Annotated in this window: 13 protein-coding genes and 1 tRNA gene; all 14 read right to left on the reverse strand. The window is 38.5% G+C overall.

The window, feature by feature from the left end:
- Positions 1-161: 161 nt before the first annotated feature.
- The 14 genes from FN031_RS03965 to codY all read right to left on the reverse strand — a co-directional run bounded on the left by FN031_RS03965 (position 162) and on the right by codY (position 13,011).
- Positions 162-947, reverse strand: coding sequence for an ABC transporter permease (locus tag FN031_RS03965; RefSeq protein WP_004252460.1), 786 nt, complete (start codon positions 945-947; stop codon positions 162-164).
- 1 nt (position 948) lies between these two features.
- On the reverse strand, positions 949-1,767 hold the full coding sequence (locus tag FN031_RS03970) for an ABC transporter permease (protein WP_142557787.1): 819 nt from the start codon (positions 1,765-1,767) through the stop codon (positions 949-951).
- Between the two features lies 1 nt (position 1,768).
- Complete coding sequence (locus FN031_RS03975) at positions 1,769-2,761, reverse strand: ABC transporter ATP-binding protein (protein ID WP_142557789.1); 993 nt, start codon at positions 2,759-2,761, stop codon at positions 1,769-1,771.
- A 277-nt stretch (positions 2,762-3,038) separates the two neighbouring features.
- The gene (locus FN031_RS03985; protein WP_142557791.1) at positions 3,039-3,584 is read right to left on the reverse strand and encodes a histidine phosphatase family protein; all 546 of its coding nucleotides are present in this window, start codon (positions 3,582-3,584) and stop codon (positions 3,039-3,041) included.
- Between the two features lie 50 nt (positions 3,585-3,634).
- Positions 3,635-4,567 carry an alpha/beta fold hydrolase gene (locus tag FN031_RS03990; RefSeq protein WP_185928439.1) on the reverse strand — a complete coding sequence of 311 codons (933 nt, stop codon included), beginning with the start codon at positions 4,565-4,567 and terminating at the stop codon, positions 3,635-3,637.
- 129 nt (positions 4,568-4,696) lie between these two features.
- On the reverse strand, positions 4,697-5,578 hold the full coding sequence (locus FN031_RS03995; protein WP_016466093.1) for a class II fructose-bisphosphate aldolase: 882 nt from the start codon (positions 5,576-5,578) through the stop codon (positions 4,697-4,699).
- Positions 5,579-5,719: 141 nt separating this feature from the next.
- Entirely contained in the window at positions 5,720-7,042 is a 1,323-nt protein-coding gene (vncS, locus tag FN031_RS04000; RefSeq protein ID WP_142557795.1) for a sensor histidine kinase VncS, read from the reverse strand.
- Positions 7,039-7,695 (reverse strand): response regulator transcription factor VncR, encoded by a 657-nt coding sequence (gene vncR, locus FN031_RS04005; RefSeq protein ID WP_142557797.1) that lies wholly within the window; start codon positions 7,693-7,695, stop codon positions 7,039-7,041. The genes vncS and vncR overlap by 4 nt, the downstream gene beginning before the upstream one ends.
- Before the next feature lie 70 nt (positions 7,696-7,765).
- Positions 7,766-9,145, reverse strand: coding sequence for an ABC transporter permease subunit Vex3 (vex3, locus tag FN031_RS04010; protein WP_142557799.1), 1,380 nt, complete (start codon positions 9,143-9,145; stop codon positions 7,766-7,768).
- 281 nt (positions 9,146-9,426) lie between these two features.
- Entirely contained in the window at positions 9,427-10,059 is a 633-nt protein-coding gene (gene vex2 / locus FN031_RS04015) for an ABC transporter ATP-binding subunit Vex2 (protein ID WP_006150586.1), read from the reverse strand.
- A 13-nt stretch (positions 10,060-10,072) separates the two neighbouring features.
- Complete coding sequence (locus FN031_RS04020) at positions 10,073-11,350, reverse strand: ABC transporter permease (protein WP_142557801.1); 1,278 nt, start codon at positions 11,348-11,350, stop codon at positions 10,073-10,075.
- A 134-nt stretch (positions 11,351-11,484) separates the two neighbouring features.
- A tRNA-Leu gene (locus tag FN031_RS04025) sits at positions 11,485-11,570 on the reverse strand.
- Positions 11,571-11,647: 77 nt separating this feature from the next.
- Complete coding sequence (locus tag FN031_RS04030) at positions 11,648-12,223, reverse strand: cysteine hydrolase family protein (protein WP_142557803.1); 576 nt, start codon at positions 12,221-12,223, stop codon at positions 11,648-11,650.
- The gene (codY, locus tag FN031_RS04035) at positions 12,223-13,011 is read right to left on the reverse strand and encodes a GTP-sensing pleiotropic transcriptional regulator CodY (protein WP_142557805.1); all 789 of its coding nucleotides are present in this window, start codon (positions 13,009-13,011) and stop codon (positions 12,223-12,225) included. Before codY ends, FN031_RS04030 begins: the two co-directional genes overlap by 1 nt.

Raw genomic sequence — 13,011 nt, forward strand, 5'->3', positions numbered from 1 at the left:
TTGTTAGGAAGCTTTATCCCCCCTTGACAATTACTACTATAACAAAAATAAAAATCGCAAACAATAGGTTTTGCCTATCTGGTAGACATCGCAGACTATGTGGTCAGAATTTTATAAAAAGGAAAAAAGAAGCCTGTCCTGAGACAAGGCTTTATTTATTTTTAAGAACCCGCACTTTCGTAAGCGTCTAATCCCCTATCCCAGAGTTTTAAAGAAATAACAAAGAAAACAAGGGAAATCAAAATCAACCCACCGATATTAAAGAAGACATCCTTGTCCTGTAAGAAATAGCTAGCAGGATAGTAGGCCGTAAAGGCGAAAGGCACAATAAAGCTAATTAACCAACGAAGGAGCGAATTGTAAATAGAAATCGGGTACTTGGCAAAATCATTAAACATATAGAAAATGTAAATCATGGCACCTGACTGCTTGGTCCAAAAAGCGATGCTGGCTGTCGCAATTTTCAAGGAAGTATAAATCAAGGTTGCAAAAGGAATACAAACTAGAAAAATCAGGAATTTTGGAAGAGTCCAAGCAATGCTAGTCGCCGTTGTCGCTAGTAAGATTCCACCGACCAAAAGTTCACCCAAGGCATCAATCTGAAAGGTCTCAACGAGGATGTGAAAGAGAGGATTGATAGGACGAGTCAGATACTTGTCAAACTCCCCTTTTCGAACTAGCCGTTGACCTAAAGCCCAAAGATTGTCAAAAAAGAGATGATCTAATCCCTTTGGAATTAAGGAAAATCCATAGATAAAGGCAATCTCTTGAAAAGTCCATCCTTCTAAGGATGGGATATGTTGAAAGATGACATTGAGAAACAAGAGGTTCAGGCCTTGAGTCAGAAAGACTCCCAAGACACCTACCACAAAATCCACCTTGTATTCCATGATCTGCTTGATGTATTGTCTGATAAAAATCAGATGCATGCGTTGATATTTTTTCATACTAACCTCCTTGAATGGTGATGAATGACTGGACTCGTTTCCAAATCAACTGAGACAAGCCCACCATCACTAAGAGCCAGAAAAGCTGAAGCAAAAGTGCTTGAAGAATCTGACTGGCATCGTATTTCCCAAGAATAATCATAACCGGAGTGTAAATCAAGGATGAAAAAGGCAAGAAGGAAAGAATATCTGCAACCACCTTTGGAAAGAAAGCCAAGGGAATCAGACTTCCAGACATAAAGGATACTAGAGAAGCCTTAAATACTTGAGAACCCCATAGATTTTTAAATATAAAGGCTGAAAATCCAAAACAGATATTAAAGAAAAAGTTAATCAGATAGGCGAGCGTTAAGCTAATGAGATATAGAACCGTCGATCCCAGTACTTCTAGAATACCTTGCCCAGACAAGATTTTCACCAAAATGATGACACTTAAAAATGGTAGTCCAACGCTGATGAAAATCAACCACTTGGAACCAAGCTCGGTAAAGAGGTAAGAAGCCGCAAAATGCACTGGTCGCAACAAACGCATGATAATGGAACCTTCCTTGACCTCATCACCGATCATAAAGGAGCTATCTGACTCAGTTAATAAATTAGTCACAAAACTCATGATGATGTAAAGGGTGATATCCGCCATACTGAATCCCTGAATCAAAGACTCCTGCGAGGAATCAAAGACCGCCTTCCAGAGATAAAATTCCACAAAAGCACCCATGACATCGCCAATTCGATAGAGAATAAAGTTGACTCGATAGGTGATCAACTCCTGAATCCCTGCATTGATAAAGGGTTTATAACGTCTCCACAATTTGACCATCTTAGAGCTCCTTTCGATAGAAGCGACGGATAATATCCTCAATATCCGTATCCACCATCTTCAAATCACGGATTTTAAAATCAGACAGGGTTTGTTTGATAATATCAGCTGATTGATAGCGGGAACTATCAAATTCAATAGTCAGGTTATTTCCTTGTCTATCAATGGATATATCAGACAAGCCTTCATAATGAGAGACGAGATGACTTTGACCTGGCGTCAGCTCAAAGGATAGAGTCTTCATCTTGCCAAAGGTCTCCTTGAGCTGGCTAACCGTTCCATCAAAAATCTCTTGCCCCTTATCAATCATAAAAATCCGATCACAGAGTTGCTCAATATCACTCAAATCATGAGTAGTCAAGAGAATAGTTGTCTCTTCCTCCTGATTGATTTGGGTGATAGCACGTCGAATGTTGTCCTTGACCGACACATCCAAACCAATTGTCGGTTCATCTAAAAAGAGAACTTTGGGATTGTGAAGCAAGGAAGCCGCAATATCCGCCCGCATCCGTTGACCTAGTGAAAGAGTCCTCACAGGATCCTTGATAAATTCCTTCAAATCCAAAACTTCATTCAAAAAGTCCATGCGTTTATGGAAAAGCGAGTCTGGCACATCGTAAATCTCCTTCAAGACCGTGTAAGTCTCTTGCAGTGCCAAATCCCACCATAGCTGGGTACGTTGTCCGAAAACGACCCCAATATCCTTGACATAATCTTGGCGATTGTCCTGTGGAATCTTGCCGTTAATCCGACAAAAACCAGATGTCGGTTTTAAAATCCCAGTCAGCATTTTAATGGTAGTTGACTTCCCAGCACCATTTGCCCCGATAAAACCTAGAATCTGTCCCTTGGGCACCTCAAAGGTCAAATCCTTGACCGCTTCAAAGGTCTGCTTTTCAGGATGAACAAAGGAGCGCAAAGCTCCCTTCAAGCCCGGTTCCTTGACTGTCTTCACAAAATTTTTCTGAAGATGTTGCACTTCTATCATTGCCATATTTATCTCCCTATCGTAAGGAATAGCAACATTGTATTTTTGACTACAAATATTCTATATCCTTACTTACTATATCTTCTAAATGTTTATTATTACAGAAAGCTTTATACCAACCTATTATAATTCATTAAAAAAAGGAATGCAAGCGCTTGCTTATAGATTATGAGATAAGAGATTCATCTCTTAAAACACCCAAAAAACCCACCCTCACGGGTGGGCTACGAATTATAAAAAGCAAACGATTTAGATTAATAGGAATCACTATTTAATCAAAGAACTAATCTTTCATAATTCTTTTCACAATCCCATTTCTATCAATTAGAAAACAATCTGGAAAGGTCATCTGCTCCCATTTTTCATAATCAAAACTGGAATCAAAATGATGTAGTAGTATTCCTATCAAATTCCCGTGTGAACTAAGTAAAATCGTTTTTTCTGAGTATCTCTCTTCCAATTCCATTAAAAAATTTAGTACTCTAGCTAGTGCATCTTGATTTGATTCCCCTTCTGAAAGAGATTTACTGGGATTTTGCCATAAATATTTAATACTGTTTTCAAACTCAGAATCTTTTATAAAGGTTGAAGATAATTTTCGCTCTCGTAACCGATTATCAAGAACTATTTTATCAAATTGAATTGGCGAGCTATTAACCGTTTCAAATGCTCGTTTATAAGGACTAGAAAAATAATAATCAATATTAAAAGAATTCAAAAACTCTAACTGGTCAAGAGATGAAAATCCTTTTTCTGACAAAGTTCTATTAAAATCATCACTTGAAAATCTTGAATGAGCATGTCTAAGTAAAATATAAGAATTATTCATAAGTCATTCCTTTCAATTATTATCATCAGTCTCAATGGATTTTTAAGCCCTCAATTATTCTCCGAAAATACTTTAATGCTAGAAACAATAGCATCACTTTGATAATGATAAAGTTCGTGAGGCGCATCTATATAGACGACTTTCACATTGGACTGTCCACTAGCAAATCTCTCTGCATAGTTCTTCCACTCTAATTGACTAAAGCTAGTGCCTTGTCCGTTAGAAACCAGTAGTAAGGTAGGAATTTTGAGATTGATGCTCAAGGGAACCTTCTTGGCATTTTCCTTTACCATACGAGATTCATGAAGCATGGCTCGTGACATCAACTGCTTATAAGCTAGGAGTTTATATTGTTGTCGTTCACTTTCTGTCAGAGTTGGATTTTTTATATAAAAGGACTCGGGAAAAAAACGTAACAAGCCAATCTGGCTACTCCAATAGGCCACAGTAAGCAAGGCCTGATTATCCTTTAAATCCTCATAACTTGATGGTAGTGCCCAATCCAGACCAATCAAGGCTTTCACTTCATCAGGATATTTTTCCTGCCAAGCCAGACTCTCAAGACTAGCCATAGAATGAGATAGAATAATAAAAGGCCCCGTGACATTAGCTTGAGAAAGAGCTTGACGAGTCTCAGACAAAACCTCCATCACATCTCTTGAATGATTGCTATCATCACTATAACCATAGCCAGCTCGCTCCACGATGACTACCTTGTATCTTTTCGATAAGGAATCCGACACATTCTTAAAGTCCAAGATTGGAGAGGCAATTCCAGCACCTGAGAGAACGACTATAGTTTCTGGACCATCCCCCTCAACATACACATTCATTTCATGCCCATTGACAAGAACTCTTTGACCCATAGGTGTTAGGGAGGCTTGTTCCTTTTCTAGACTAATACAGTGAAAGATAAATGTAGCCACTAAAAACAAAAGAATGAAACTAAGAAGGAAAAAGGCTGATTTTTTCAGTATTTTCATAGCATTATTGTACACAAATTAGACTCTTTTAGCAACTTAGTATATAGTAGTCTTAAGTATATTCTCTATAAAAGCAACACAAAAAACCCACCTTCACAGGCGGGTTTCATTTTGTATGGTTCAGCTAGATTAAGCTTTACCTTCTGAACCGAATACGTCGATACGTTCTTCAACTGATGCTTGGATAGCTTTTACACCGTCAGCCAAGAATTTACGTGGGTCGAAGAGTTTTTTCTTGTCGTATTCTGCTTCGTTTGCTTCGTAGTCACGAGCAAATTTACGAGTTGCGTTAGCGAATGCGATTTGGCATTCAGTATTAACGTTAACTTTAGCAACACCAAGTTTGATAGCTGCTTGGATTTGGTCATCAGGAATACCTGATCCACCGTGCAATACGATTGGGAAGCCTGGAAGAGCTTCTGTCAATTTTTGCAAGTGGTCAAGGTCAAGACCTTCCCAGTTTGCTGGGTAAGGACCGTGGATGTTACCGATACCAGCTGCCAAGAAGTCGATACCAGTTGCAACCATTGCTTTAGCGTCTTCGATTGGAGCCAATTCTCCTTTACCGATGATTCCGTCTTCTTCACCACCGATAGTACCAACTTCAGCTTCTACTGAGATACCTTTAGCGTGTGCTTTTTCAACAACGTCTTTAGCCAATTTAAGGTTTTCTTCAACTGGAAGGTGTGAACCGTCAAACATGATTGAAGTGTAACCAACTTCGATACACTCAAGTGCATCTTCGTAGTGACCGTGGTCAAGGTGGATAGCTACAGGTACAGTGATACCCATTGATTCAACAAGGTTAGCGATCAAGTTGCGAGCAACTTTGTAACCACCCATGTATTTAGCAGCACCCATTGAAGTTTGGATCAAAACTGGAGCTTTTTTAGCTTCTGCTGCGCGCAAGATAGCTTGAGTCCACTCAAGGTTGTTTGTGTTAAATCCACCAACTGCATAACCGTTGTCACGAGCTGCTTGGACAAATTTTTCTGCTGAAACGATTGCCATTTGTCAGGCCTCCTATATATTTTTTGGGACATCCCATTACATTGTTCATTTTATCACTTTTTGATAAAAAAAGCTAGTTTTTCCCGTAGTTTCGTCTGAATTTCTTCTATTTTAAAATATGTAAACTCTTTCTAAATCCCTTTATTCCGGCTTTTGAAGAAGATTCATATAAAATACTAAGTGATCTTCATATCTTTCAAATCGATAGTCAATTTCTTCATTTTCCAATAAACTTTTGACGACGAAGAGTCCCAAACCAGCCCCCTTGCTTTGTCGACTAGAGGATGTGAAGGATTGTTCAAATTTATCTTGCTCCTCAGGTGTACAGGTATTCTCAATAAAGACCCAACCATCTTTTTCTCCAATTTTTAGGAAACCACCTTGGACAGAATGTTTCACAGCATTACTGATAAGATTGGAAAGAATGAGTTTGAGTACCGAAGGATTTAGAACAGTTTGTTGGTCAGTCAGTTGATTCACAACTGAGATTTCCCTCTCTTTGGCTAATAAATCATAATCCTTTAAGAGAAAATCTGTCATTTCAAGAAGGTTGATTTTTTCCTTCTTATCTCGCAATTCCTGCACTGAAGAAAGAGATAAGATTTGCTGGACATGGTGACTCAAATCATCCACAATACCTAGAGAAACTCCCAGATAATGGTCACGGTCTTTATAGCGTCCAATATTGGCTTTCATATTCTCCAGAAGAATCTTTAGACTAGCTAGAGGTGTTTTCAGTTCGTGGGAAGCACCTCGCAAAAACTCAACCTTCATCTTTTCCAGCTTGAGAATGGCCTCGTTTTTCTCATGCAAATCTGCAATCACAGTCAAGAGATGCTGATAAAGACTGTTGATTTGTTCTTTGAGATCGCCAATTTCATCCTTAGAATCCACGCGCAACCTCACTTCTGCATCCAAATCCATCATCCGTCGAGTCACTCGTTTGATTTCCAAAATAGGAGCAACGATGGTTCTAGCATAGATAAAAGCGATGAGGAGCGAAATAATGAAAGAAGCTAATAAAGTATAAGGCAGAAATTGAAGACTGATGTCTTCTGCTTCTTTCTGCAAATCCATAGAAGCCAAAAACTGCAAGGTCATCGTCTGACCATCCTTAGTTTGAACTTCTCTTTCCTCAATAACCAAGGAAGCCGTCTGTCGTTGTTTATCAATGGGAAGATTATCATTAACTTCCAGCTTATCCTGAGTCATCTCTCCCTTAACAGCTCCCTTGATATCACTGCTTTTAGAATAAAGTTCAAGGACTTCCTGAATAGCTTGACTGTCCTTTCCTTGGAGGGACTGGGCAATTTCTGTAGCCTTTTGCCCTATGCTCTCCTGACGATGACTTAGATAGGTCGGAGGAAAGAGGAAATAGATGGCCAAATGCAAACAAATGACCAAGGTAGAAAATACCGAGAAGGTATAGATAAAAATTTTTTTAAATAAACCTGAACGTCTCATTTTTTCTCCAATTTATAACCAACATTGCGCACGGTAAGAATACAGTCTAAATCCAATTTTTTCCGTAGTTCCTTGATATAGACATCGATCACTCTGTCAAAAGGAACCTCATCTGTCATCTTCCATACAGCATCGATAATCTGCGACCGTGTTAAGGCTCGGCCTTCATTTTTAACCAGATAGTCTAAAATTTCCAGTTCTTTTGCATTCACTGCAACTTCTTGACCAGCCACTTTGGCGCTATAGCTGTCAAAGTCTACCTCGGTGTCTTTATAGGTAAAAATACGACCGGTATCATAATAACGTTTAAAGATGGCATCCACTCGTACTTTTAACAAAGATAGAGAAAAAGGCTTTTCCAAATAACCATCTGCTAATGCAGCAAAGGCACTCATCTTATATTCTTCGTCCTGAAAGGCTGTCAACATCAAGACTGGTACTTGACTACTTTTACGGATTTCTGACAAAACCTCTAAACCATTGAGTTTCGGCATTTGAATATCTAAGAGAACCAAGGCAACTTGGTGATTGGAAAATTGCTCTAAGGCCTCAAGTCCATCTGCTGCCTGAATGGTTTCATAGCCACAATCCGTCAAATAATCACTAATTCCCTCACGGATCATGTCTTCATCTTCTACAATTAGAATTTTCATATAAATCCTTTTCTATCAAAAATGCTACCTATATTATATCTCATTTGAGTGAGAATAGGTAGCAGGTTTTTTATTCACTATCCAACAAGAGTTCTTTTGGTTGTTTAAAGAGGAGATTGCTTGAAGCAAGTGCCATAACTAATACTACAAGAACTAAACCAAGTACAAAGATGATAGCAAAGTCAGAAGGTTGAATGGAAATATCCAGACTTGAAAGTGTCTTGCTAAAGCCGTCGACTTCTGCACCACCACCAAGATTAGAGGCTTGGGCTGCCTTACTTGCCTGTTTAGCCACATCTGATGTGACATTTGCAAGAATAGTATTTCCAATGGCACGAGCAGTATAGTTAGCTAAGAAGTAAGCTGAAATTAGTGCTGGAATTGCAATCATAACTGCTTCTGTGATAAATTGTCCTAGAATACTTGCTTGTTTTAGACCAATTGAAAGGAGAATTCCAACCTCTTTACGACGGGCGTTAATCCATAGTGTCAGTAAGAGAGCAAGTAGAAGAACAGAGAAGCTCAAGCTACCCCAGAAGAGAAGATTAGCCATCTTGTACATGCCTGAGATAGATTGTTCGAGGGCAGGATAGTTAGATGAACTCTTAATCAAGCTATACATCTTCCAGTTGATACCGTTGATCGATCCTAATTCTTGCATAACAGTATCTAGATTCTTATCTCCAGCTACAAAGAAGGTAGCATCTCCATAAATAGCTGTATCTTCTGTATAACCATAGAGTTGGGCAGCTGTATGAATATCTGTGATAGCTGTATTCTCATAAAGTTCTTGTGAGTAGGTTACAGCAGATTTGTTGTGTCCATCAAAAAGTCCTTTGATCGTTACTTCTACTGTTTCCTTGGCTCCTTTTTCATTATCTGCATCGTAGATATTGGAGTTCAGTTTGACCTTGTCCCCTACCTTCCAGCCATGTTTAGCAGCCAAGTCTTTGTGCATGAGAATCTGGTATTTGTCGTCATTGGTTAAATGCTCACCTTCGACTAGTTTGTAAGAGCCTGACACAAACTTGTCTTCTTTAGAAGAGTCATTGACCCCTGTTATCATCAAGCTACTTCCAAAACGTTGAGCTCGATCTGCAGTTAGATTTTTCTTGGTTTCAGGCGTTTCAATCAGTTCATAGCCTGTCAAATCACCGATAGCATTAATCCGTTTGATGTAGGATTCAATGGCCTTATTCTCGGTAATTTTTTTGATATCTTCACCCTTGATATTCCCAGCACCACGTGGAGTTCCTTGATTGACCCTGCGGTTAATTTGCATGGAGAAACTATTGGTGATATTTTTAAAGGTTTCCTGAGAAGCCTTGGCTGTCGCTCCCTTGATAGACAAGCCGACCAAACTCAAACTAGCCATCAAGAGAATGATAAGAAAGATCACAATAGACTTGAAAAATTTTCTTGTGACATAGGCAAATGCGTTGTGTAACATAAGATTCCTTTCTAGATTTACTTCGCTTATATGTTTTTATATTTCTTTATTTCCCTTAAATAGTGCGGACGGGAGGTAAAATTATCCAGTGGATGATTTTAGAAATCCAAGGAATTTCACGATTTATTTTTGAGCCATCTGTCTCAAAAATCCCGTCCTAGATAATAACAAAGTTATTATCTAGGATACCACTATAGCGGGAAATAACTGTTTAAGAATCACTTCGTTTATAATTACTTAATAGTTTACTAAAGCAATTCCAAAAGTTTAAGAAGTAGACTCTACTTTTCAGTCAGTTTCTTATCCTTCAATTCAAGTGTAATATCTGACGCCTGTGCCACTTCCTTACTGTGGGTCACAACGATCACACACTTGCCTGTTTTCTCAGCAAGAGATTTGAGCAAATCGATGATATCTCCAGCAGTCTTAGGATCCAAGTTTCCTGTTGGTTCATCTGCTAAAATCACTGGTGCTTCCGATACAAGGCTACGAGCAATAGCGACACGTTGTTGCTGCCCACCTGATAATTGGAGAACATTCCGCTTGATTTGACTTTCATCTAAACCAAGTTCAAGAAGGGTATCCTTGCTAGCTTTTTTATTAACCAAGCGGATATTTTCCAATGGAGAAAGATAATCAATCAAGTTATAGTTTTGGAAAACCAAAGAGATATGGTGCATGCGATGATAAGAATAACCTTGTTCACGAATATCCTTGCCTTCGAATAAGATAGCTCCTTCGACTGGGCTATCAAGTCCAGCTAATAGAGATAAGAGTGTTGACTTCCCAGCCCCTGATTCTCCAATAATACTATAAAACTTGCCAGGTTCAAAATCGTAATTGATTTTATATAAGACTGCTTCTGCAGTATTTTTATAACGATAAGTAAGATCTTGTAATTGTAGTAAAGTCATGATTTCTCCTTCATTAACTAATAGATGATAAAATTTCCTTAGGTGATTTTCTAAATAAAAATAGGAAACAAAGTGCAACTGACAAGCAGCTGATTATAAGTAGGAAGATATAAGATTCTCCAAATGATAGAAGACTTGTTGAAAGATTCGTTGCTTTTGCTAGCGTATCCTGTAGGGCAGCTTGGTCGCCACTTGCTAGTACAGTCTTCAAGAGATAGGATGTAATGGCATTCCCAGCCACAAATGCAGGCAGAATAGATGCCAATGAAACTAGGATGACTTCCAGGCAGAATTGACTAAAGATTGCTCCTTTTCCCTTACCTAGTGCCAATAAAATACCAACCTCGTAGACTCGCTCTCGTAACCAAAGTGACAAGACCAAGATTAGCGCTCCTACACCAGCAATCATAATGCCATAGAGGAAAATTTGTAAGAAGGTTTGGAAGGTCGAAACTGAATCCTTGATTTGTTCAAAAGCCTTATTTTCCTTTTCGACTTGATATCCTTTAGTTTCCAGAGATAACTTTTCAACCTCTTGAATGATGCTATCCATTTCTTTTGGATTTTCTAGATAGAAACGAGCGGCAGTGACTTGAGCTTCCTTATTCCCAAGAAGAGTTTGGCTACTTTCGTAGTCTGTATAGACCGTATTTTCACTAAAGTCTGATGATAGACCGGTAAATTTCTCTTGTTTTTGACCTGAGAAAATACCTACGATTTCATAATCTAGATTTTGTCCACTACTAGCTTCTACTTGTCCAGGACTTAAGTTTATCTTATCTCCTACTTTTAGATTGTTTTTCTTGGCCAAATCTTCATGGATTAAGATTTTTTTGCTATCTCCTTTTTCTAAATGCCTTCCTTCTTTAAGGGTAAAGGCAGAGCTAGTAAAGGAGACATCCTTAGAGGAATCTTCTAAAGCTACCAAACTGATGAGATTTTTTTCAGCCTCTGTCAAATCATCCCTTTGAATACTTTGTTCTCCAGTAACGACTTCTTTATCAGTTAACTTAGCTATTGTTTCTAGCTCAGGTGAAATCTTCTCAAGACCTTTTATCTTTTTAAGCTCGTCTAGTTGAGACAGTTGAAAAGTCTGATCTGCTTCTATTCTTTTAATAGAAAAAGATGTATTCAATGAGCGATAGAGATTATTTTCTACTGTTTTGTTAGACTTCATGAGCGTCAAACAAGCCGATATTCCAGCCAATAAGACAAATAGAATCAAGAATAATATGAGACTTCTCAGTCGTTTTCTGCTGACGTAAGCCCAAGCTCTTTGAGTGGGATTCATATAGCACCTCCATATTTGTAAAACCATTATAATATTCAAATATGAAATGTTTATGAAATACCAAAAAAAGAGCAAAAATATTTTTGCTCTTTTTGATGAAAAATAAAAAGCTAGCCAAAGCTAGCTCACTACTATGCGGAGAGAGGGACTTGAACCCTCACGACCTAAAGCGGTCACAGGATCCTTAGTCCTGCGCGTCTGCCAATTCCGCCATCCCCGCGTCGATTACTTTACTAGTATATCAACTTTGAAAAAAATTGTCAAGACTTTTTTCAGATTTTTTCATCTTGAAATGTATTATTCTGCAATTTCAAGCAAATTTTCATCAACCAATTTCGCACCAAGTGTATTCTTAAAATGTCCAAGTGCAAAGGCATGATTTTCAGGCCAAATGGATGCAACTGCTGGTTTGACCACTTCTATTTGATAACCAAGATTATAGGCATCAATCGCCGTATGCAAGACACAGATATCTGTAAGAACTCCTGTCAAAATGACTGTATCTACCCTACGCTCTCTGAGACGGATATCCAAATCTGTTCCAGAAAAAGCAGAATAGTGACGTTTGTCCATCCAGAAAACACGACTATCATCAGCATATTCCTGATAGAACTCAGCTAGTTTGCCATACAAATTTCGTCCACTAGTCCCAATAATATTATGTGGTGGGAATAGTTTACTTTCAGGATGAAAAACATCATTTTCTTCATGGGCATCGATGGTAAAAAAGATATAATCTCCACGTTCAAAAGCCTTTTGGGTCACCCCATATATATCATCAGATATTGCTTGAGCTGGAGCGCCCGCAGTCAGTTTCCCATGATCCGCTACGAAATCTTCTGTATAGTCAATAGAAATTAGTGCCTTAGCCATTAATAGTCCCTCTTTTTCACTTCTTCAAAAATATCTGGAATTAGAACTTTGAGATAGGTTCCTTTCATACCAAGAGAACGACTCTCAATAATCCCTGCCGATTCGAGTTTACGAAGAGCATTAACAATTACAGAACGAGTGATACCGATACGGTCAGCAATGACTGAAGCTGTTAATTGGCCTTCATTGCCATTTAATTCAGCTAGAATAGCCGATACTGCTCTAAGTTCAGAGTAAGAAAGTGTATTGACCGCCATAGTTACAGCCGTACGACGACGAATATTTTTCTCATCTTCTTCACGTTGGAAGTTCAAGAGTTGAATTCCTACTACTGTGCTTGCAATTTCAACCAGAATTAAATCTTCATCTTCAAACTTTTTATCATTACGCCAAATGATCAATGAACCTAAGCGAATCCCTGAGACATGAATTGGAGCAATCGTTGTTAAACCATCCGGGAAATCAGAACGACTCTCAGTTGGGAAGATTGTCAAATCATGCTCTACAGGAAGATTGGCTTCCGTATCGTAAATCATGTTTGCACCTTGCACATAATCTTCTGGGAAAGTCTTTGATTGGAAGAAGTGCTCTACTCGGTCATTATTCGTTTTGTAGCGCATAAAGTAGCCCAATAAACGACCCTTGCTATTCACAATACAAGCGTTACAGTCAATAATATCTGCTAATTGACGTGTAATGGCATTATAAGGAAGCTCATCTTGTAATTGCTCCTCCGAACGCTTCAAAATTGATGTGATTTTTCTTGTTTTTTCTAATAAATGTGCCAT

The organism is Streptococcus mitis, from assembly GCF_902159415.1.
In the GTDB taxonomy this organism is placed as follows: domain Bacteria; phylum Bacillota; class Bacilli; order Lactobacillales; family Streptococcaceae; genus Streptococcus; species Streptococcus mitis_BG.

Coding starts and splice junctions, on each gene's coding strand:
- FN031_RS03965 (WP_004252460.1), bottom strand. CDS start 947: ATGAAAAAATATCAACGCATGCATCTGATTTTTATCAGACAATACATC.
- FN031_RS03970 (WP_142557787.1), bottom strand. CDS start 1,767: ATGGTCAAATTGTGGAGACGTTATAAACCCTTTATCAATGCAGGGATT.
- FN031_RS03975 (WP_142557789.1), bottom strand. CDS start 2,761: ATGGCAATGATAGAAGTGCAACATCTTCAGAAAAATTTTGTGAAGACA.
- FN031_RS03985 (WP_142557791.1), bottom strand. CDS start 3,584: ATGAATAATTCTTATATTTTACTTAGACATGCTCATTCAAGATTTTCA.
- FN031_RS03990 (WP_185928439.1), bottom strand. CDS start 4,567: ATGAAAATACTGAAAAAATCAGCCTTTTTCCTTCTTAGTTTCATTCTT.
- FN031_RS03995 (WP_016466093.1), bottom strand. CDS start 5,578: ATGGCAATCGTTTCAGCAGAAAAATTTGTCCAAGCAGCTCGTGACAAC.
- vncS (WP_142557795.1), bottom strand. CDS start 7,042: ATGAGACGTTCAGGTTTATTTAAAAAAATTTTTATCTATACCTTCTCG.
- vncR (WP_142557797.1), bottom strand. CDS start 7,695: ATGAAAATTCTAATTGTAGAAGATGAAGACATGATCCGTGAGGGAATT.
- vex3 (WP_142557799.1), bottom strand. CDS start 9,145: ATGTTACACAACGCATTTGCCTATGTCACAAGAAAATTTTTCAAGTCT.
- vex2 (WP_006150586.1), bottom strand. CDS start 10,059: ATGACTTTACTACAATTACAAGATCTTACTTATCGTTATAAAAATACT.
- FN031_RS04020 (WP_142557801.1), bottom strand. CDS start 11,350: ATGAATCCCACTCAAAGAGCTTGGGCTTACGTCAGCAGAAAACGACTG.
- FN031_RS04030 (WP_142557803.1), bottom strand. CDS start 12,223: ATGGCTAAGGCACTAATTTCTATTGACTATACAGAAGATTTCGTAGCG.
- codY (WP_142557805.1), bottom strand. CDS start 13,011: ATGGCACATTTATTAGAAAAAACAAGAAAAATCACATCAATTTTGAAG.